The 18,773-nt window shown below is 38.4% G+C and carries 23 protein-coding genes; 20 read left to right on the top strand and 3 right to left on the bottom strand.

The genetic code is table 11. The features are described 5' to 3' along the window. The first annotated feature begins 9 nt into the window (after nt 1-9). Nucleotides 10-1,677, top strand: coding sequence for a dihydroxy-acid dehydratase (ilvD, locus tag N0O92_RS16715; RefSeq protein WP_315615803.1), 1,668 nt, complete (start codon nt 10-12; stop codon nt 1,675-1,677). Between the two features lie 169 nt (nt 1,678-1,846). On the opposite strand, the gene N0O92_RS16710 is transcribed toward ilvD, so the two are convergent. Then, the gene (locus N0O92_RS16710) at nt 1,847-2,113 is read right to left on the bottom strand and encodes a DUF1292 domain-containing protein (RefSeq protein WP_315615802.1); all 267 of its coding nucleotides are present in this window, start codon (nt 2,111-2,113) and stop codon (nt 1,847-1,849) included. Nucleotides 2,114-2,363: 250 nt separating this feature from the next. Here N0O92_RS16710 and N0O92_RS16705 point away from each other — a divergent pair, with 250 nt between their 5' ends. After that, on the top strand, nt 2,364-3,464 hold the full coding sequence (locus N0O92_RS16705; RefSeq protein WP_315615801.1) for a 5-methyltetrahydropteroyltriglutamate--homocysteine S-methyltransferase: 1,101 nt from the start codon (nt 2,364-2,366) through the stop codon (nt 3,462-3,464). 218 nt (nt 3,465-3,682) lie between these two features. On the opposite strand, the gene N0O92_RS16700 is transcribed toward N0O92_RS16705, so the two are convergent. Next, entirely contained in the window at nt 3,683-3,964 is a 282-nt protein-coding gene (locus N0O92_RS16700; protein ID WP_315615800.1) for a hypothetical protein, read from the bottom strand. Nucleotides 3,965-4,304: 340 nt separating this feature from the next. Here N0O92_RS16700 and N0O92_RS16695 point away from each other — a divergent pair, with 340 nt between their 5' ends. The 3 genes from N0O92_RS16695 to N0O92_RS16685 all read left to right on the top strand — a co-directional run bounded on the left by N0O92_RS16695 (nt 4,305) and on the right by N0O92_RS16685 (nt 5,258). Next, nucleotides 4,305-4,613: a hypothetical protein gene (locus tag N0O92_RS16695; RefSeq protein WP_315615799.1), complete on the top strand. Its 309-nt coding sequence runs from the start codon at nt 4,305-4,307 to the stop codon at nt 4,611-4,613. Between the two features lie 272 nt (nt 4,614-4,885). Beyond that, a complete protein-coding gene (locus N0O92_RS16690) occupies nt 4,886-5,047 on the top strand; it encodes a hypothetical protein (protein ID WP_315615798.1) in 162 nt (53 codons plus the stop codon). Next, nucleotides 5,040-5,258, top strand: coding sequence for a type II toxin-antitoxin system PemK/MazF family toxin (locus N0O92_RS16685; RefSeq protein ID WP_315615797.1), 219 nt, complete (start codon nt 5,040-5,042; stop codon nt 5,256-5,258). The genes N0O92_RS16690 and N0O92_RS16685 overlap by 8 nt, the downstream gene beginning before the upstream one ends. Nucleotides 5,259-5,684: 426 nt before the next feature. On the opposite strand, the gene N0O92_RS16680 is transcribed toward N0O92_RS16685, so the two are convergent. Then, nucleotides 5,685-6,047 (bottom strand): TetR family transcriptional regulator C-terminal domain-containing protein, encoded by a 363-nt coding sequence (locus tag N0O92_RS16680; RefSeq protein ID WP_315615796.1) that lies wholly within the window; start codon nt 6,045-6,047, stop codon nt 5,685-5,687. Between the two features lie 125 nt (nt 6,048-6,172). Here N0O92_RS16680 and N0O92_RS23850 point away from each other — a divergent pair, with 125 nt between their 5' ends. The 15 genes from N0O92_RS23850 to N0O92_RS16605 all read left to right on the top strand — a co-directional run bounded on the left by N0O92_RS23850 (nt 6,173) and on the right by N0O92_RS16605 (nt 18,770). Further along, entirely contained in the window at nt 6,173-6,349 is a 177-nt protein-coding gene (locus tag N0O92_RS23850; protein ID WP_396334537.1) for a hypothetical protein, read from the top strand. A 193-nt stretch (nt 6,350-6,542) separates the two neighbouring features. After that, nucleotides 6,543-7,487, top strand: coding sequence for an ABC transporter ATP-binding protein (locus N0O92_RS16670; protein ID WP_315615795.1), 945 nt, complete (start codon nt 6,543-6,545; stop codon nt 7,485-7,487). Between the two features lie 3 nt (nt 7,488-7,490). Continuing rightward, nucleotides 7,491-8,225, top strand: a complete 735-nt coding sequence (locus tag N0O92_RS16665; protein WP_315615794.1) for an ABC transporter permease — start codon at nt 7,491-7,493, stop codon at nt 8,223-8,225. Continuing rightward, entirely contained in the window at nt 8,222-8,908 is a 687-nt protein-coding gene (locus tag N0O92_RS16660; RefSeq protein WP_315615793.1) for an ABC transporter permease, read from the top strand. The genes N0O92_RS16665 and N0O92_RS16660 overlap by 4 nt, the downstream gene beginning before the upstream one ends. 81 nt (nt 8,909-8,989) lie before the next feature. Further along, nucleotides 8,990-10,084 carry a sensor histidine kinase gene (locus N0O92_RS16655; RefSeq protein ID WP_315615792.1) on the top strand — a complete coding sequence of 365 codons (1,095 nt, stop codon included), beginning with the start codon at nt 8,990-8,992 and terminating at the stop codon, nt 10,082-10,084. Nucleotides 10,085-10,108: 24 nt separating this feature from the next. Beyond that, nucleotides 10,109-10,717, top strand: coding sequence for a response regulator transcription factor (locus tag N0O92_RS16650; protein WP_315615791.1), 609 nt, complete (start codon nt 10,109-10,111; stop codon nt 10,715-10,717). A gap of 139 nt (nt 10,718-10,856) precedes the next feature. Next, complete coding sequence (locus tag N0O92_RS16645; protein ID WP_315615790.1) at nt 10,857-11,576, top strand: polysaccharide deacetylase family protein; 720 nt, start codon at nt 10,857-10,859, stop codon at nt 11,574-11,576. Between the two features lie 291 nt (nt 11,577-11,867). Beyond that, nucleotides 11,868-12,257 carry a cytochrome b5 domain-containing protein gene (locus N0O92_RS16640; RefSeq protein ID WP_315615788.1) on the top strand — a complete coding sequence of 130 codons (390 nt, stop codon included), beginning with the start codon at nt 11,868-11,870 and terminating at the stop codon, nt 12,255-12,257. A 410-nt stretch (nt 12,258-12,667) separates the two neighbouring features. Then, a complete protein-coding gene (locus tag N0O92_RS16635) occupies nt 12,668-12,874 on the top strand; it encodes a hypothetical protein (RefSeq protein ID WP_315615787.1) in 207 nt (68 codons plus the stop codon). A 724-nt stretch (nt 12,875-13,598) separates the two neighbouring features. Further along, on the top strand, nt 13,599-14,240 hold the full coding sequence (locus tag N0O92_RS16630) for a GntR family transcriptional regulator (protein WP_315615786.1): 642 nt from the start codon (nt 13,599-13,601) through the stop codon (nt 14,238-14,240). A gap of 238 nt (nt 14,241-14,478) precedes the next feature. Then, a complete protein-coding gene (locus tag N0O92_RS16625) occupies nt 14,479-15,363 on the top strand; it encodes a DUF6282 family protein (protein ID WP_315615785.1) in 885 nt (294 codons plus the stop codon). A gap of 19 nt (nt 15,364-15,382) precedes the next feature. After that, on the top strand, nt 15,383-16,111 hold the full coding sequence (locus N0O92_RS16620; RefSeq protein ID WP_315615784.1) for a PIG-L deacetylase family protein: 729 nt from the start codon (nt 15,383-15,385) through the stop codon (nt 16,109-16,111). Continuing rightward, complete coding sequence (locus tag N0O92_RS16615) at nt 16,111-16,809, top strand: 4-carboxy-4-hydroxy-2-oxoadipate aldolase/oxaloacetate decarboxylase (RefSeq protein ID WP_315615783.1); 699 nt, start codon at nt 16,111-16,113, stop codon at nt 16,807-16,809. Before N0O92_RS16620 ends, N0O92_RS16615 begins: the two co-directional genes overlap by 1 nt. Nucleotides 16,810-16,830: 21 nt before the next feature. Then, a complete protein-coding gene (locus N0O92_RS16610; RefSeq protein ID WP_315615782.1) occupies nt 16,831-17,811 on the top strand; it encodes a TAXI family TRAP transporter solute-binding subunit in 981 nt (326 codons plus the stop codon). An 80-nt stretch (nt 17,812-17,891) separates the two neighbouring features. Continuing rightward, nucleotides 17,892-18,770, top strand: coding sequence for a DUF1932 domain-containing protein (locus N0O92_RS16605; protein WP_315615781.1), 879 nt, complete (start codon nt 17,892-17,894; stop codon nt 18,768-18,770). Nucleotides 18,771-18,773: the final 3 nt, after the last annotated feature.

The raw sequence follows: 18,773 nt of genomic DNA, 5'->3' as shown, positions 1-18,773 counted from the left end.
GAAGACAAAGTGAACAATCAATCTAAAATTCGCAGTAACGTATTTAGTGATATAAATCGAGCGCCCAATCGTGCCATGATCCGGGCAATGGGAGTAACAGATGAAGACTTTGAAAAGCCCTTTGTTGGAATAGCCAGTACGTGGAGTGAGGTAACTCCGTGTAATATGCATATTGATGAGTTAGCGAGGAAAGCAAAAGAAGGAGCTTTAAAAGGCGGAGGAACTCCTTTTATCTTTAATACCATTACCGTTTCTGATGGGATTTCAATGGGGACGCAAGGCATGCGATATTCATTGCCAAGCAGGGAAGTTATAGCTGATTCCATTGAAACCGTCATGGGAGCACAAAGTTATGACGGGGTTGTAGCTATTGGTGGGTGTGATAAGAATATGCCTGGGTGTATGATTGCCATAGGTCGTTTAAATTTACCGGCTGTTTTTGTTTATGGAGGTACAATTCGAGCTGGAAAGGCAGATGGAAAGGATTTAGATATTGTTTCTGCTTTTGAGGCAGTAGGGAAATATAACAATGGAGATATTGACCGTCAGGAGCTTCATAAAATTGAGTGTCATGCTTGCCCAGGGGCTGGATCTTGTGGAGGAATGTATACAGCTAATACAATGGCCTCAGCGATCGAAGCAATGGGGATGAGTTTGCCTGGCAGTTCATCCAATCCAGCAGAATCAGCTGAAAAAATGCAAGATTGTCTAGACGCTGGTAAAGCGGTAATGAATTTATTAGATAAAGGCATTTACCCGAAGGATATTATGACGAAAAAAGCTTTTGAGAATGCAATTACAGTCGTCATGGCCCTTGGGGGATCAACCAATGCGGTTCTTCATTTGTTAGCACTGGCTCACACGATAGATGTTGATCTTGACTTAGATGATTTCGAACGAATTCGTCAACAAGTGCCTCATATTGCTGATTTAAAACCAAGTGGACGTTATGTAATGGAGGACTTATCTAAAGTTGGCGGTGTGCCGGCTGTCATGAAGCTCCTACTTGAAAAAGGACTGCTGCACGGCGATTGTTTAACAGTGACGGGCAAAACGCTCGAGGAAAATCTGGCTGAGGTTCCTCACTTAACAGAGGGTCAGAAAATTATTTCCTTTGATAACCCGAAACGTGAAACAGGACCTCTCGTAATATTAAAAGGAAATTTAGCACCAGAAGGCGCATTGGCAAAGATGTCAGGTTTGAAAATTAAAAGGATTACAGGACCTGCTCGTGTATTCGATTCAGAGAAGTTGGCCACTGATGCGGTCTTAAAGAATGAAATTCATCCAGGAGATGTCATTGTTATCCGCTATGTTGGACCAAAGGGTGGACCAGGAATGGCTGAGATGTTATCGATTACGGCTATCGTAGTCGGAAAAGGCTTAGGTGAAAAAGTAGGGTTAATCACAGATGGCCGCTTCTCGGGCGGGACTCATGGATTAGTCGTAGGTCACTTATCTCCTGAAGCGCAAGTAGGTGGGCCTATTGCCTTAATTCAAGAAGGAGATTTAATTACGATTGATAGCGAAACACAGGAGCTTGCGGTGAATGTGTCAGAAGAAGAATTCCAAGAAAGAGCTAAGGATTGGACTCCTCCAGAACAAAATTTAAGAGGGATTTTGAAGAAATATGCTAGATCCGTTTCTTCTGCGTCTAAGGGAGCTATCACAGATTAAGTGACGAGTCCTCAGGACAGGCCCTCGCCCCAAAAGTAACATTTCTACCAAAAAGGTGGATAACCTCCTGTTTATACAGAGGGTTATCCACCTTTTGTTACATAGGAAGCGTTCGGGATTGGTGAAAAAGATTCTTGCACAGGTCCTCATGCTCTTCCTCCTGTATGGATTAATCTTCTTTCATTATTTCATCAAGAGCTGCGGAAACTTTATCGAATTCCTCGTCGCTTTCAATAGCTGCAAAGTCACCATCTTCGTCTACCTTTAAAAAGAAGATATCGATGTTTTCCCCTTCATCTTCTTGAAGGTCCTCGACAAAACTAACGGCAATGTATTGTGTTCCTTCTAAATTAATCTCCGCTAGCACTTCAACTTCCTGTTCTTGATCATTCTCGTCACTAATCGTGAAAATTTCGCCTACTTCAATTTTAGCCATGCTATCGCCCCTTTTCTGTCAAAAAAACAAACTGAATAAAAATATACATACTTATCTTTATTCCCAAAGAGCCAAAGATTCATGCATAGGTTGCAACGCTAGTGAGGAGAACTCGGCAAATTATCAAGCCTCTTCTATATAGTTTTTTGTTATAACAGACTATTAATTTTAGTAGTTACGCTATGTTTTAGCTCCCGTGCTATGATACAGACACAAATAAAAAATAGCTACAGAAAAGGGAGATGTAGAGATGACCGTAAAAACAAAAGCGCCATTTCGTGCTGACCATGTAGGAAGTTTTTTAAGACCTGAACGTTTAAAAGAGGCGCGATTAAAAAAACAAAGAAATGAAATAACAGCTGAGCAACTACGAGCAATTGAAGATGAGGAAATTATTCGCTTAGTTGAGAAGCAAAAGGAGATTGGATTACAGGCAGTCACAGACGGGGAGCTAAGACGTGCATGGTGGCACTTTGATTTTCTTGCTGAACTAGAAGGTGTCGAACTATTCGAAACAGAGTCTGGTATTCAGTTTAAAGGAGTTCAAACAAAGGCCCATGGTATTAAGGTTTCTGGAAAAGTGGACTTCACAAATCATCCGATGATTGAAGACTATAAATTCTTACATAATATTGCTGGTGAACATGTAGCGAAATATACGATTCCAAGTCCGAACATGTTATTTTTCAGAGGACAAATTGAAGAATCTGCTTACAAAAATGATGCTGAATTATTTGACGATCTAATTGTAACCTATCAAAAAGCAATTCAAGCCTTTTATGATGCAGGGTGCCGTTACCTTCAATTAGACGACACATCATGGTCTGTCTTCTTTTCTGAAGAGGGACAAAAACTAATTGCTGCTAAGGGACAAAAGCCTGAAACACTTGCTACATTATTTGCGCGGGCGATTAATGAATCAATCGCTAAAAAGCCAGATGATATGGTGATTACGATGCATATTTGCCGTGGGAACTTTAAATCAACCTATGTAGCCAGTGGTGGTTATGATAATGTCGCTGAAACCATTTTTGGAGGTTTGAATGTGGATGGGCTGTTCTTAGAGTTTGATGATGGGCGTTCAGGCGGGTTTGAACCGTTACGTTATGTGAAACGTGATGACCTTCAGCTTGTACTTGGTCTCATCACATCTAAATTTGGTGAACTAGAAAACCCTGAAAGTGTAAAAGCACGAATTAAGGAAGCAGCTGAATATGTTGGTTTAGATCAAATCTGTTTAAGCCCGCAATGTGGCTTTGCTTCAACGGAAGAGGGCAACCTCTTAACTGAAGAGCAACAATGGGAAAAGGTCCGTCATGTGGTTCAGATCGCAGAGGATATTTGGAAGTGAAAAGGAATTTCTAGTCAATATTGTGCCGACTTAGCTCATTGTTTCGAGGCTGTCTCAAAGGTGAAAGTACTAACCTTTGAGACAGCCTCTTACTTTTTAGGAAGTTAAACAGTTTGGAGAGAGCATCAGCCTTTTCGGACAATATCACGGCGACTCGCAAAAAAAACAGGAGCGAGCATCTGATGCCCCTCCTGTCTTCCGATCAATTTGGTAAAAAGTTAACTAGTTGCTCCTGTTATTTTATTTACAGCATCTTGAATAGTTGCAATGAGGTTGTTCATGCTTTCTTTAATTGATTCTGTTACTTGTGTTTGTTCTTCGATGGCCTCTGTTTGACTTTGGATGGACTCGTTCATATTAGAAACTTCATCTGTTAAGCCAGAAAGAGCGAAAAAGAGAACGCCAATCCCAATGGCAGCAACAATCAGCCACATCCAGCCTTGATTGTACCAAGGCTTTTTATTATTTGAATGTCTCGTTTCGTTTGTATTATGATCCATATCAATCACACCTTTGTTAAATTGATTAGGAGCGCTCGTCATCTGTTTTTTATATACCCTCAATTGATCTATATAAACACCTCTCCAAGAATAGAAGAGGTGGTATTGTCTCTATATCTTATTCGATCCTAGAAAAAAGTATAGTGAATCCACGACATCTACATTCTTCTTGTAGAGTTTTACACTGTTTACAAGCTGTATTTTAAAGTTTCTGAGATTGTTGTAGAATCGGTTATAGTTTCCAGTAGCTCGCTGTCATATGCCTAATTTACCAATAGGATAAGCTCTTATCCCGTCCTTGTTCAATAGGATATAGAAGATCTTAGGAAAAGGTGATGATATGTTTGTACATGCAAGTCACAGATTTGCTCCAGTAGCACCGGCGGGGTACGGGTATGGTCAAAATTGGCACCACCCTGCCTTTTATCCAGGTTATTATGGGAATGGATATGTTGGACATTATCCGGGGTATCACTATGGACAGGAGCAGCAACAATGGCAGCACGGATATGAGCAACCTCAATATGAAGCATTAGCTGAGCCAAAGCCTGCTCAAAAGAAGAATGTTCATGATTATCACACGCAGCATGGATACGCGTTCGGACAAGGTTCGGGTCAGTTCCCAGATTACTATAATCATAACTACTAAGTTAAAAGGAATGAGGGCTGATTAACGAAGGTTCTTGTTCCTTTTTTTTGTGAAAATGACGAATCGAAAAGCGAGCCAAGTCGTGTTCGAAGGGGAAGGTTGTTAAGAATATGGGGAGAGTAGCTCAAAATCGTTTGGTTTTGTTGAGGAGGAGTGAGAGTGAGAGGGTGAAATTAGAGTAGAGTATGGGGCCCTCGCTGTAGTTTTATTGAAATTTATTTCTATTGTATAATTGAATTAAGTAAATTTAATATTAGATGAGGTGGTTCATGATGACTGCTGATGAGATTATGGAAGCGATTGAAGAAATGGATAACGGAGAACGAATCAAATTACTTAATAAGTTGTTTGATACTTATTTTGATAGCAGACCGCCAAAAGAACAAATTATTAAAGAGAAAGAAGAAATGTTTTGGGGAAAAGAAGATGAATAAAACAGGAAAACGTGGTGAGGTTTGGACGGTTGAGATAAATGGAAAGAGAAGACCAGTCGTAATTGTAAGCAATGATAACGTAATAGTAGAATTAGATCATTTAATAGCGACTGTTACAAGTCAACATGTAAGAAATGAATTTGATGTTGTGATTGAATACTGGGAAAAGCAGGATTGGAAAAACCGTCTATTGTTAGATGTTCAAAATTAAACACCGTGCATTTTAAAGAGTTACTATTTAAAATCGGAAAGTTACATGATCATGATCTAGAGAGAGTATTGACATCTATTCGAAACTACTTTTAATTGTTTGTGTATGTCGTAGAGAACAGCCCGCCAGTTCCATTAAAGTAGGTTAAGTTAATAAAGAATTAATTACTCAGAGATGTTGATCAACGTTTCTGAGTTTTTTATTTATTAATTACGGGGAGTGAAAGAATTCACTAAAGCTAACGACCAGAAGCGTTGAATAAGCTAAATGCAATTCTATAAAATAATGAAAGAAAAAACCGGCGAGAAATGCAGGAAAAATGTCCTTCATAAAGCCGATGAAAGACAAACCGGTGAGAAATGCAGGGGAAATGTCTTTCATAAAGCCGATGAAAGACGAAACCGGTGAACAGCAAAAAACAATGTATCACTTCATTCCAATTCCGTTGATAACCGTGTCTATAGCCGTTTTATAAAGAGCCTCTTTAGCTTCTTCGGTGTTGAACGCTAATAATGCTGTGTCGTATAACCCGGAAATGAGTGCTAGTAGAATGTTACTTATCTCTTCAGCATGTAAATCCGGATTAAATTCTCCATTATGAATACCCTCTTGAATGATCTCCGAAATGACATCCAATTCAGGTTTGAACAGTTCTACGACAAAAGATTTTTCTTTCTTTGTTGTTATCATATACTCTGCTAATGATTTGAGTAACGGGTTGTGAGCTTCTAAACTACATAACCGTGCCCACAAGTGTAACTTTTCAGTAGCTCTCTCTTCTTTTACCATCAGTTTTTCCAATTCTGGAAGAACTGCCTCATTGGTATCATGGGCGAGTCACTTTTGTTGGTGATGCTCTTCATGCCACCAACCCGATGCTAGGAATTGGGGCATCATGGGCTTTAGAAGATGGGATGTATTTAGCAAAAATGTTAAAGGAACATGGATATCGAGATGCCTTTTATTATTTTGAGAATGACCGCAAACCACTGATTGAACCTGTAAAAAAGGCAGCCGTTAATGTACTTGATAAAATATTTGAACTAAGAGGAATGACAAATACCATTTATGATAATCGTATTGAGTGGTAAAAGATAGAAGCGATAAGGAGACGAAGAGTATGTATATTCCTATACATGCTCTTTTTATCGTTTTTTCAGAAGGTAAAGCGCAAGAATCATCACCAGGGGGCTGACCCCTTTCTAAACGTTACATTTGTAACTACTCGATTGATACATCCCCCATTTATGATAATACTATCGAGGATCGCAAGGAGGAGAAAACATGGCAATTGTGCATATGAAAAATATAGTGAAGCGTTACGGCTCACATGTAGCTTTAGATCATGTCGATTTAGATATAGGAGAAGGAGAAATCCTCGGTCTTTTAGGACCGAATGGGGCAGGTAAAACAACGTTGATCCATGCTTTAGCTGGAATAGTTGGCTTCGATTCTGGAGAAATAAATGTATTTGGTAAAGAGCAGCAAACGAACTTAATGGATATTAAACGGCAAATCGGACTCGTCACACAGGAAATTACTTTGTTTACCGACTTAAGTGCACGAGAAAACTTAGAGTTCTTTGGGGGCATTTATGGTCTTAAGGGGGAAACGTTAAAAGAGCGAATAGATGAAACGTTAGCGTTTGTTGGGCTCACAGAGCATGCGAGTAAGCTTCCTACGAAATTTTCCGGTGGGATGCAAAGAAGGCTTAATATCGCCTGTGCCCTTGTGCACGAACCAAAATTTTTGATTATGGATGAGCCAACAGTGGGGATTGACCCTCAATCCCGTAATCATATTTTAGAAGCGATTCGCAAATTAAACGAGCAAGGCACCACCATTCTGTACACGACTCACTATATGGAAGAAGTTCAAAACCTTGCAACGCGCGTGGTGATTATGGATCAAGGACATGTCATTGCGGATGGAACTATCCCTGAGTTAGTACGTAAAATTCAGCATGAAGAAAAAATAAAACTGGAAGTAGCGGAGCCATCAGACATGCTCTTAGAAAAGCTACGGAAGCTAGAAGGGGTTAAACAAGTATCTCTGCATGGGAAGGAAATACACATTATTTCTCAAGTTGGCGCAGGTAATCTCGATCGTGCCCTTTCGATCGCCAAGGACTTTGGTGGGATTCTGTCTGTATCCGCAGAAAAACCAACCTTGGAGGATGTATTTTTAACCTTAACAGGAAAACGCCTCCGCGATAGGGAGGAGGAATAAACGATGGTCATACGCTCAAGTTATTATATGTTTCGCAGGCTGTTTCGTAATTATATTGGCATGTCGATTTTGTTACTGCTACCTATCGCTCTAATCACAGTACTAGGACTGATAGCCGACAATGCCGTAGATGATACATTGGGCATACCTATGAAAGATCAAGTAGCGGTGTCGATGATGCTTAGTTTCCTTTTGTTCGGCGGATTTTTCACGATGGAATATGTGAAGGAAGATCTCCTTTCTTCTATGAAGTGGAGAATGTATTCCTTACCTTATCCGTCCCATAAACATGCCTATTCTATTTTAATTTCCTGTACGCTTTTTAATGTATTGCAGAGCTTTCTCATCGTCCTTTACACACTATTTGTTTATGACGTTAACTGGGGGAACTTAGTCTTCGTTTTCATCATTTTACTAACCGTCGCAACGGTGGTGCAATTTGTGTTTATTAACTTCGTATTAGGAGTGAATCATTATAAAACAGCAGAGCGTTTAGGTACGGGATTTGGACTGGCCTGCCTTATGGTCTCTGAAATGTGGTTTCCTCTCCCGGAAGGGCCCTTTTTCCAGTTTCTATCTATGTACAGTAATCCATTTGCCCTTGGTCAAAATATGATTTTAGCTACAATCACAGGTGAGAATATCGACAAAGCCATTATCAGTTTCATCATTTTACTAGTATCGGCTATCGTTTTGGCAATCTCGGGAGCTTATTTCGGAAGGCGGAAACTTTCATGACCGTATTTCAATTTGTTTTCAAACGTTTTTTTCGTAAAAAATCCAATAGTATCTTTTTACTCGTTCTTCCCATCGGAGCTATCTTTCTTCCGGTGGGAGAATGGCCTCCCATACCGCTTGGATTTCACTATTATGGCATCATCATCATGTTCATTGCTTCACGTCTTGCGGCAATCATCATGGAGGACCGGGCCAACAAGACACTTTTACGACTCAGTGTAGCACCAATCACCCATTTTCAGTACTTGTTGCAAAACTTATTGGCTTATACCGGCATTTTAACTGCTGTCAATCTCGTGTTTGTCATGTTAGGGGTGATGGTTCATGGAGAAAGTGTACCATCTCCAAGCTTACTTTTTATTATTTATACCGTTTACTCTATTACTGCTTTGGGATTTTCTTTAGCATGGTATGCGATATTCCGAAACAAGGAGGCCGCCTTTAGTATATTAGGAGGCATTATCATCCTTATGGCAATGCTAGGTGGAGTCTTGTGGCCTGTGGAAATAATGCCTGAGTCGCTGCAGCGAGCAGTGATGCTGTTGCCAACCTATTGGGTAGCAGAGGCAACGCTCCTCCTATCATACGGGGCACCATCAGAGGAACTCGTTGTCCCGTTGGTAGTCATGTTCCTTTTTTGTATCGCATTCCTATTGTTAGGCAGCAGGAGAAGACTTATGTAGCTGAATGAATTAGGGGAAAAATTGGATAACTCCTCTAGTTATTTTGGTAAGATAGAGGTATGAGTGTAAGGACGTGTTTAGATGAGTATCAATTGGGAAAAATGGACACCAGAATTGGCAATTACGATATGTCGTATATTCGGATTACTTTTCCTTAGTTTGTTGTGGCTGCAAGTTGACGGCAACAAAGGAGGAGTAATCCTTCTGCTATTTCTTGCGATCCTGGCATTGGCTCGTTGGCGGCTGCCACTGCCAGGATGGACCGTTCTTATAGATCAGACAGTCTGCTTGATTTTTGTTATTTATTTTCCGTTTGCGGCCTTTGCATTGGCATTTCCTCTGTTTGAAACCTTGCTTAAGAGGCAGCCTTGGTTTGCTTTACCAGTGTTCATTTTTACTATTTTATATCCTGAAACGTCTATCCTGTTAGTTGTCACTTTCATCCAAGCAGGACTGTCTGGGGCAATCCTTGGCGGGTGGGATCAGGACACGAATAGATATCAAAGGGAATCCGATCGACAAAGGCGCGATCATTACGAATTGGAAAATCTAAAAGAAGAGCTTCTTATCGCTAATGCGCAAGGGACACGTATGGCAGAGTTGACAGAACGAAACCGAATCGCACAACAACTCCATGATGATGTTGGGCATGAGCTCACAGCATCTGTTCTTGCCTTACAAGCCTTTGAAGAGCTATGGAAAGAAAATGATCCAGATGCAAAAGAAATGTTTGCCCAAGCACAGCAGCGTCTATCCAAAAGTGCTGTCTACTTGAGAGAAACGGTTCATAACATTAAACCTGTTAAGGAGCTAGGGATAGAGGGAATGCATGAAATCAGTGACCAATTCACCCTATGTCCTGTGAAACTTAACGTATACGGGGATACAGGAAGAGTTCCTGTCCATTTATGGGGTATTCTTTATCCTACGTTGAAAGAAGCGTTAACGAATGTTATTCGCCACGCCCAGCCAACATTGGTAGAAATTTCTTTAGACATTAGCCCTCATATTTTGAGATTATCTGTTTCTAACGATGGGGTCACAAAGGATAAAGGGGATCGAGGAACGGGGGTCGGTTTAAGAAATCTTCGTCACCGGGCAAAGGCAGTGGGGGGAAGTATCTCCTTGGATACGAGCGATGGTTTCCTTTTAATCTGTGTCCTTCCTATAGAATAAACAGGATAACGGAGGTTTTCCTTTATGAAAATTTTGATCGTTGATGATGATGATTTAGTTTGTAAAAGTTTGAAAGTGCTCCTCTCCCGAGAAAAAGACATGGAAGTCATCGGCACGGCTCTCAATGGTGCTGAAGCGATAAATGCTTGCCGGAAGGAGTTACCGAACATGGTTTTAATGGATATCCAAATGCCAGTCATGGATGGTATTCAAGCAACAAGACAAATTAAATCAGAATGGCCCGATGTTCATGTGATGATGTTAACGACCTTTAAGGATGAAAAAAATATTCGCCTTGCCATTCTAGCAGGAGCTGCTGGATATTTAGTAAAGTCTACAGAGGTAAAAAGTATGTCTCAGAAAATAAGAGCACTAGTGTCCGGCTCTACTGTATTAGATGCAGATGTACTAAAACAACTGACCCAGCCTGTAGGAAGGGAAGAACTAGAGCAACTGACCCCGCGAGAACAAGACATTGCTGCACTAGTAGCCCAAGGCCTTTCCAATAAAGAAATAGCAGAGCAGCTCTATATAAGCGAAGGGACAGTACGCAATACCTTGTCGATCATTTTAGAAAAAGTCCAACTCCGCGATCGAACACAACTAGCCATCTACTATTTGAAAAATAATTAAAGAAGACTATTGCTTACGTGAAAATAGCAGAAAAGCACTTGAAAGTAAGTTTCCAGGTGCTTTCCATTCTCTTTATGGATAACCACTTGGTAACCTCACGTGTACTGAGGGGAGAATATAGTTTAAATATGGGGGACATATGAAAAAAATAATAAAAAGAAGTAGCATTGCAATCATATTATTGATCGTTGTAAGTTATTTAGTAAATGAATTATCTCAATCAAGAGAGTTCCAATTCTTTGGTGGTTTAGTTACTAGTGTCGAAACAAACGAAAAAGTAGTATCCTTAACCTTTGACGATGGTCCTGGGGTACATACACATGAAATATTAGATATATTAAAAAAACATGATGTGAAAGGTACGTTCTACTTAACAGGATATGAAATTGAAAAATATGTTGACGATGCGAAAAAAATTGTGCAAGAAGGACATGAAATTGGCAATCACTCCTATTCCCATCAAAGAATGGTTTTTAAATCTCCATCTTTTATTAAAGAAGAAGTAGATAAAACAGATGAGTTAATACGACAAATCGGTTATGAGGGAGAAATCACTTTCCGCCCACCTTTCGGAAAAAGGCTAGTGTTTTTACCATATTATCTATCCAAGCAAGATAGGAAGACGATTTACATGAATATAGAGCCTGATTCTTATCCCGAAATTGCTGCAGATGCAAATGAAATTGTAAACCATGTCGTAGAAAAGATAGAACCTGGTTCCATTATTTTATTGCATGTTATGTATGAAAGTAGAAGAGAGTCACTCGATTCAGTAGAAGGTATTATTACTTCGTTAAAAGAGGAAGGGTATACATTTGTAACAATCTCGGAACTATTAAAATATGAAGTAGAAGAATGAATTTGTAACGGAAGCGTTTCTGTCGTAGGCAGGAACGTTTTCTTTAGTTTAGCAAGAGGTAGATCTTAAAATGATCTTATTGTTGCACAGGAGAGGGATACTGGACTTCTCTCTTAAAAGTGTCCACTTTCTTGACAGAAGTCCATTAGTCTATTTGACAAAAAAGTGACCACATTTTTAATAAAAAATGAACACTTCGTTAATTGTACCAAAATCCCTTTTAGTGAGGGGAGATAACATTTAACATATAACTATATATAAAATAGCTTTAACAATTGAGGGGGCAAGAGGATGAAAAAATTTAAAGGGTTATTAGTATTGTCAATTACGGCTTTTGTTTTAGCAGCTTGTGGTGGGGACACAACAACTGCAGAACCAGATACGTCGACATTGGAAGAAAGTACAGAGGAAAATACTACAGAAGAAACAGACGCTTCAGCAGTTGAAGAAGGTCAAGTATTCACAGTGGAAGAACTTAGTGAGTATAATGGGCAAGATGGAAACCCTGCTTATGTAGCGGTTGACGGAGTCGTTTACGATGTTTCAGATATTGGAGCTTGGGAAGGTGGAGAACACTTTGGTGGAGTAATGGCTGGTGCTGACAACACAGAAAAAATTTCAGCATCTCCACACGGCACTTCTGTATTGGAAAACTTACCAATCGTCGGTACACTTGAATAACAATAAGAATGAAACAAGACACCTAGTTACGATTCAAAGAATCGTAACTGGGTGTCTTTGTTTATAGTGGCGGGAGAGCCTTATTGCGATCCGGTGTTGTCTATAGTCTTGAGTGTTGGAGAAGTTCGTTAAAGCAATAAACATTAGGGTTTGCAACTGGTAACTTTTAGTTCCGCTCTAGCTCTCGTTCGTAAATATCGATTACTAATAACAACAATTTTTTTCTGCAAACTCTTTACTTTTCTTACTTTTACCCATAACTTAATATCATCGTCCACTTTTAACTTATTGAACTTATCTAAACACCTGAAGATATTAAAGGGAAAAAAATCAAAGGGATGGAGAGAGAAACTGCAAATTAGGATGATCCAATTATTAGGCGGTGCACCTGTACCGATGGCAGTGGAGAAGTGTATACGTCATTGCAACAGGGGATTATTGATGGATCTGAAAATAATGAATTTGTTTTGGTGACTGCTGGTCATGGGGAAGTGGCTAAGATATTCTTTCCGGCTCCTTTGGTACGTCTAAAACTAATCAAGCAAGGCAGGTACTTTGGGTATAACCTTAACGATTCTGTAGGGTGCCGTCACTCCCCGAAGTTATTAGGGTTATAGCTTAGGAATTAATTTAATCTTCACTAACGAGGGCGTTGCTGCAACAAGGACAACGCTCTTTTTATTGTCCTACCGGAGCAGATTAATAATCATGAATGGAGAGAGTAGGAACTAAATGAAATAAATCCATACTGTAATTGGGATTGCTATTATAGTCATAGGGGCTTCTAAATTAAGTATTACAATAAATAATGAAATCATTCAAAACATAATGCTGAAAATGATAGGTTTTTTTGTTTTGATAGTTGGTGCTATTTACCTTAAAAAAAGTTGCAAAGTTTTGGAAGGCAAAAACGAGAAAACATTTAGTTGAGTAAGAGTATTAATTATCTCTTTTCAACAAAGGAAAGCAATCATACAAGAAGCCGACACTTCTCTTTTTCACAAACTGGTGAGTGAAACAAATGGGGCAGCATTAATTGAAGAGTAAGTTTTAAAGGACTCTTTTTTATAGAGCCCTTTTTAATTTTCAGAGTGCCTACCTCCGTTAAAATAACAGGGGCAAACTTATAGTGTTACAAATGAACTATCTATTTTGTTTTCATAATTAAATTGGAAGATTTGTTTAATTTTGTAATAAGTTTCGTCGAGTTCCTAGGAGGTTGAGCAAAAGTCGATGTGTTTGGTCATATGAAAAGCTAAAAGGTCTACTTGATTGTTCAACAATATTGTTTTAGTATTGAGCTAGATACAACTAAAAAATATTAGTAATGGAGTTGTAGTCATGAGCAGACCAATGGAGAACGCATATCGTTTTATAAAGGATAAAATATTAGATGGGACATATATGCCGTCTCAAAAAATAACGGAAACAGAACTTTCTGAGATTATAGGGGTAAGTAGAAATACAGTTAAAAAGGCTCTTTTGAAATTGGAACAAGAAAACCTTGTAAATATAGAAAGTAATAAAGGTGCTTTTATCAAGTCATTTACGTTAGAAGAAGTTATGAATTACCTTGAGATTAGAGAGGTTCTTGAAGGGGTAGTGGCTAGAACGGCAGTTAAGAATATAAATGAGTCAGAGCTTGATAAGATGGAAGAGATCTTGGTTATGATGGGGGATCATTTAAAAAATAATCGCTTTGATGCTTACTCTAGTTTAAATAAGGAGTTTCATAATATCATTTATCAAGCATCTAAAAATATTCAAGCTGTGGAAATGATAAGTGTTATCAAGAATCAGTTGCTGAGATATCACTTTAGAACGATATTAGTACCAGGTAGAAATACTAGTTCTTACGAGGAACATCAAAATATCTTTAAGGCTTTTAAAGAACAAGATGAAGTTGCAGCAGAAAAATATATAAGAATTCATATAGCCAATGTTCGAGAAACAGTTAAAAATAATTTCACGTATCTAATATGAAATTACAAGGTGAGGGAAAAACCTCACCTTTTTTAACTACACCATGTAAGAGCGTTTACATAGATGAGGAACGTTTAAAAATAGATAAAAAACATCATTGTTGAACAATTTTGTAAAAAACCCGATTTTTAATTGACAAAATATTCTTATTAAAATACAATAAAGTTAATCAAGATTGTTCAACAATATTGATCATTGTTAGTGAACTTCAAAAAAGAGGAAAGTAGGGGATGTTTTTATGGGAATTGATTTACTAAAAGGGGCCTATGATCTTCACGTCCATAGTGGACCGGATGTAGCTAATAGAAAGCTAGATGACTTTGAAATGGCAGAGAGGCTTAGCAAAATTGGAATGAAAGGTTATGGAATCAAATCCCATTACTTTTGTACTGCTGAAAGGGCTAGGCTAGTTAATAAGTTATATCCTGATTTTCATCCAATTGGTGCAATTGCGTTGAATAATTCTGTTGGAGGAATTAATCCTCTCGCTGTGGAACTTGCAGCACGTGATGGTGCAAAAATAGTATGGATGCCTACCGTTGATTCAACAAACGAGCAAGATTACTTTAAAAAAGGAAATCATAAAAAATTGCCGTTTTGGGCTAAATTACAAAAAGAACTAATGGACCAAGGGAAAGTGCAATCGAGTATTTCTATTTTAGAAGGAGATCAATTAATAAAAGAAGCTTATGATGTCTTAGATATTATTAAAAACCACAATATCATTCTAGCAACTGGGCATTTAGGAAAAGAGGAAACGTTCGTATTAGTAAAGGCAGCTAGTGATATGGGAATCAAGAAGATCATCCTAACTCATCCTAACTTTCCATCAACAAGATATACAAAAGAAGAACAAAAAGAGCTTGCTAGTTTAGGTGCGTATATGGAATTTTGCTTTACAACACCTCACTCAGGAAAGACTACGTGGGAAGAAGTGTACGAAGAAATTAGGTTTGTAGGTGCAGAAAAATGCATTCTTTCTACTGATTTAGGTCAACCTACAGCTTTATACCCAGATGAAGGGTTACAAATGTTTGTAAATAATTTACTTGAAAATGGTTTTAGTGAAGATGAAATTAGACAAATGACTGTTAAGAATACAACGTTCTTAGTAGAAGGATAAAAAAGAGAGGGGAATTTAAATGGTTGATAAAAATAGCAATCTATTAGTTGTAAGCGCTCACGCAGCAGATTTTGTTTGGAGAGGCGGCGGAGTAATCGCTAAATATGCAAAACATGCAAATGTTTCGCTTGTCATTTTAAGTTATGGCGCAAGAGGTGAGTCGAATGATCTGTGGAATATCGAGGGGCAAACGCTAGAAAATGTGAAAGAAGTTAGACATGGTGAAATTGAAAAGGCCGCGAATCACTTAGGGGTAAAGGATATTGAAATCTGGGATTTTCAAGACTATCATATGGAAATAAACGCTGAACGAGTGGAAAGACTTGTTAAGAAAATAAGAGAAGTTAGACCTACAGATATTTTGACACATGGTCCTAGGGATGCATTTAACCCTGATCACGAAGCAGTTTCGAAATACGTATTTGATGCTAGTGTTCTATCAACCTCTAATGGAGTTAGAATAGAGGGGTATCCAGCGGCTAAGCAAGCTCGATTGTTTGGATTTGAACCACATCAATCAGAGATTAGTGATTTCAAACCAGAGGTCATTGTTGATATTACTGAGACATACGAGCAAAAAGCTGCCGCAATGAATTGTTTTGAGGCACAACCACATTTAATTGATTATTATGCTTCAAAAGCGAAACTTAGAGGAAATCATGCAAGAAGATGTTCTGGTAATAAAGAATATCGTTATGCAGAAGCCTTCACGAGGTTCTTCCCGTATGTTGGAGGTGAGTTTAAATAATGGAAAAGTTCGTAATCAAAAATATTAAAAGACCAGAAAAGAATATAGTTGAGGAATACAAACGTCTGGATGTTTCTACTGTATATGAAGCTCAAGGGAAAAAGGGGTTAATTAATCATGAAATTCAACCAGTCCAGAATAATTCGTTTATTTGTGGACCTGCTGTAACGGCAGTATGCTATGCTGGAGATAATCTAATGATTCACGCAGCGATTGAAGTGTGTCAACCTGGGGACATACTGGTTGTAACAACGATTGGAGAAAGCACTTCAGGAATGATAGGTGAGCTAATCGTAATGGCGTTACAAAAACGAGGAGTGAAAGGACTTATTATTGATTCTGGTATAAGGGATGTTGCAAGAATTAGAGAATTAGGTTTTCCAGTGTGGTCAAAAGCTATTTCGTCTGAAGGAACTACAAAAAACAGAGGAGGAGCTGTGAATGCGGCAGCTATTTGTGGAGGCTGTTTAATTGAGCCAGGAGACCTTATTCTTGCAGATGATGATGGGGTTGTTAATGTTAAAAAGAAAGATTTAGAAACTACTTTAGAATTGTCTAAAAAAAGAATGCAAAAAGAAGAAATGACAAAAGAGAAGATAAATAACGGTGAATTAAGCTTAGATTTTTACGGATTAAGAGAGATGTTAGAAAAAGAAAATGTAGTTTACTATGATTCTTATCAAGAACAAGTAAAGTAGCAATTTTTAGGGGGAGTTTATATGCGAGTTTTAAAACGTTTGAGTGCTCTAGTAGTATCAGCCATTGTTTTAACTTTACTTGCAGCGTGTGGTTCAGAAGAAGGGAGCGGTGGAAATAGTGGGGGATCTACGGTTGTTATTGGAACAGCTGGATCCTCAGGTACGTTCTATGCAGTAGGTGCTGGAATGTCCCAAATAATCAATAATCACTCTGAAAAATTGACAGCGGTTTCACAGGGTACAAATGGAGCAACGGAAAATGTACGTCTACTTAAAGCTGGTACCGTTCAAGTTGGATTTGGAAACTGGGATGCCTTACATTTTGGATATAATGGTGAGGGTCCATTTGCAGGTGAGAAACAAGGAACGATGTCTTTAATGAACCTTTATTTAAGTGGCGGACAAATGGTTGTTCGTGAATCATCAGATATTGTGAGCTTTGAAGATTTAAGAGGAAAAAGAATTAATTTAGGGCCTCCAGGCTCTACAATTACAGATATGTCCATTATTATTTTAAAAGAACATGGGATTGACCCCGAAGAAGATATAAGACCTTATTACTTAGATTTTGCTGAAGGTGGAAGAATGTTAAGAGACGGCGATCTGGACGCTACATTTTTTGTTGCTGGAATTCCAACAGCTGGAGTAATTGATCTATCTTCTAGTTCAGAAATTAGACTACTCTCGTTAGATGACGAGATGAGAGAAAGTATCATTGAACAATACCCTTATTATGATCGACTCACAATTCCTGCTGGAACTTATAATGGAGTCGATTACGATGTGGAAACGCTTCAACTTTGGACATCTTTAATGGTTCATGAAGATTTACCAGATGAGATAGCTTATGAACTAGTAAGTACACTAGTAGAGAACCTTGATGAGTTTAAGGAAGTGCACAGTGTCGGGGCGGATTTCTCTTTAGAGAATGCAGTATTAGCTCCGATTCCGCTTCACCCGGGTGCTGAAAAGTTTTATAAAGAAAAAGGTGTAATGGAGTAAAGAACAAGAACTGGTCAAAACAATACCCCTTTATTTCTTTTTAGAAGAAGGGGTATTGTACTCAAAAGGAGGAAAATTGAATGAAAGTTGGATTTATTGGTTTCGGAGAGGCGGCCTATCATATATCTAGTGGTCTACTAGAGGACGGGGTAGAACAGATTTATGCGTTTGATGTAAATGTAGACCATCCTTCTTTTGGATCAATTATTAAAAAAAGAGTAGAAGAACTTAAGGTAGATCTTGCAACTACATTAGAAGATCTCATTAAACATACGGACGTTGTCATTTGTGCAACAAGTGCTAAATTTGCGAAATCAATTGCCAAAGAAGCTGTACCGTTTTTAACAGATAAACAGATTTACGTTGACATGAATGCGACTTCGCCAATGGTAAAAGAAGAAATTGCCGACATTATTCAAGATCAATGTCAGTTTGTTGATGCTGCTGTTGTAGAATCTATTCCGAACTTTAAACATAAGGTTCCTATTTTGGTAAGTGGGAAAGGTGCATCGGGATTTATCCAATTAAGCAAAAAAATAGGTATGAATGTAACGGTAATAAATGATCAGCCTGGAAGTGCTTCAGCAATCAAGATGGCACGTAGTACATTTATGAAAGGGTTTACAGCTTTATTGTTGGAAACACTATCGATTAGTAACAAATATAATGTGGATGAATTAATTATGGAATCAATAAACGAATCCATAACTTCAAAGCCTTTAAAAATTACAGCAAATAACCTACTGACTAGAACTGCTATACACGCAGAAAGAAGAGTGGCAGAGATGGATGAAGTCATCAAAACGTTAGATCAGTCAAATGTTGACTCAATCATGTCACAGGCTACGAAAGAAAAGCTGATGTATCTTGTTCACCTAGAAGTAAATAAATACTTTGATTTCGAACAGCCTCACCATTATGCGGAAGTAGTAGATGCTATAAATAATTTAGATACGTAAATG

Source organism: Alkalihalobacillus sp. MEB130 (assembly GCF_032335535.1).
Lineage (GTDB): Bacteria > Bacillota > Bacilli > Bacillales > Bacillaceae_D > Halalkalibacter.
The sequence above is the reverse complement of the archived record's forward strand: the minus strand, read 5'-3'. Positions and strand labels throughout refer to the sequence as shown.

Excerpts from the sequence above, each read along its gene's own strand:
- N0O92_RS16710 (WP_315615802.1), bottom strand. The coding sequence starts at position 2,113 with ATGGCTAAAATTGAAGTAGGCGAAATTTTCACGATTAGTGACGAGAAT.
- N0O92_RS16705 (WP_315615801.1), top strand. The coding sequence starts at position 2,364 with ATGACCGTAAAAACAAAAGCGCCATTTCGTGCTGACCATGTAGGAAGT.
- N0O92_RS16700 (WP_315615800.1), bottom strand. The coding sequence starts at position 3,964 with ATGGATCATAATACAAACGAAACGAGACATTCAAATAATAAAAAGCCT.
- N0O92_RS16695 (WP_315615799.1), top strand. The coding sequence starts at position 4,305 with ATGTTTGTACATGCAAGTCACAGATTTGCTCCAGTAGCACCGGCGGGG.
- N0O92_RS16690 (WP_315615798.1), top strand. The coding sequence starts at position 4,886 with ATGACTGCTGATGAGATTATGGAAGCGATTGAAGAAATGGATAACGGA.
- N0O92_RS16685 (WP_315615797.1), top strand. The coding sequence starts at position 5,040 with ATGAATAAAACAGGAAAACGTGGTGAGGTTTGGACGGTTGAGATAAAT.
- N0O92_RS16680 (WP_315615796.1), bottom strand. The coding sequence starts at position 6,047 with ATGGTAAAAGAAGAGAGAGCTACTGAAAAGTTACACTTGTGGGCACGG.
- N0O92_RS23850 (WP_396334537.1), top strand. The coding sequence starts at position 6,173 with ATGTATTTAGCAAAAATGTTAAAGGAACATGGATATCGAGATGCCTTT.
- N0O92_RS16670 (WP_315615795.1), top strand. The coding sequence starts at position 6,543 with ATGGCAATTGTGCATATGAAAAATATAGTGAAGCGTTACGGCTCACAT.
- N0O92_RS16665 (WP_315615794.1), top strand. The coding sequence starts at position 7,491 with ATGGTCATACGCTCAAGTTATTATATGTTTCGCAGGCTGTTTCGTAAT.
- N0O92_RS16660 (WP_315615793.1), top strand. The coding sequence starts at position 8,222 with ATGACCGTATTTCAATTTGTTTTCAAACGTTTTTTTCGTAAAAAATCC.
- N0O92_RS16655 (WP_315615792.1), top strand. The coding sequence starts at position 8,990 with ATGAGTATCAATTGGGAAAAATGGACACCAGAATTGGCAATTACGATA.
- N0O92_RS16650 (WP_315615791.1), top strand. The coding sequence starts at position 10,109 with ATGAAAATTTTGATCGTTGATGATGATGATTTAGTTTGTAAAAGTTTG.
- N0O92_RS16645 (WP_315615790.1), top strand. The coding sequence starts at position 10,857 with ATGAAAAAAATAATAAAAAGAAGTAGCATTGCAATCATATTATTGATC.
- N0O92_RS16640 (WP_315615788.1), top strand. The coding sequence starts at position 11,868 with ATGAAAAAATTTAAAGGGTTATTAGTATTGTCAATTACGGCTTTTGTT.
- N0O92_RS16630 (WP_315615786.1), top strand. The coding sequence starts at position 13,599 with ATGAGCAGACCAATGGAGAACGCATATCGTTTTATAAAGGATAAAATA.
- N0O92_RS16625 (WP_315615785.1), top strand. The coding sequence starts at position 14,479 with ATGGGAATTGATTTACTAAAAGGGGCCTATGATCTTCACGTCCATAGT.
- N0O92_RS16620 (WP_315615784.1), top strand. The coding sequence starts at position 15,383 with ATGGTTGATAAAAATAGCAATCTATTAGTTGTAAGCGCTCACGCAGCA.
- N0O92_RS16615 (WP_315615783.1), top strand. The coding sequence starts at position 16,111 with ATGGAAAAGTTCGTAATCAAAAATATTAAAAGACCAGAAAAGAATATA.
- N0O92_RS16610 (WP_315615782.1), top strand. The coding sequence starts at position 16,831 with ATGCGAGTTTTAAAACGTTTGAGTGCTCTAGTAGTATCAGCCATTGTT.
- N0O92_RS16605 (WP_315615781.1), top strand. The coding sequence starts at position 17,892 with ATGAAAGTTGGATTTATTGGTTTCGGAGAGGCGGCCTATCATATATCT.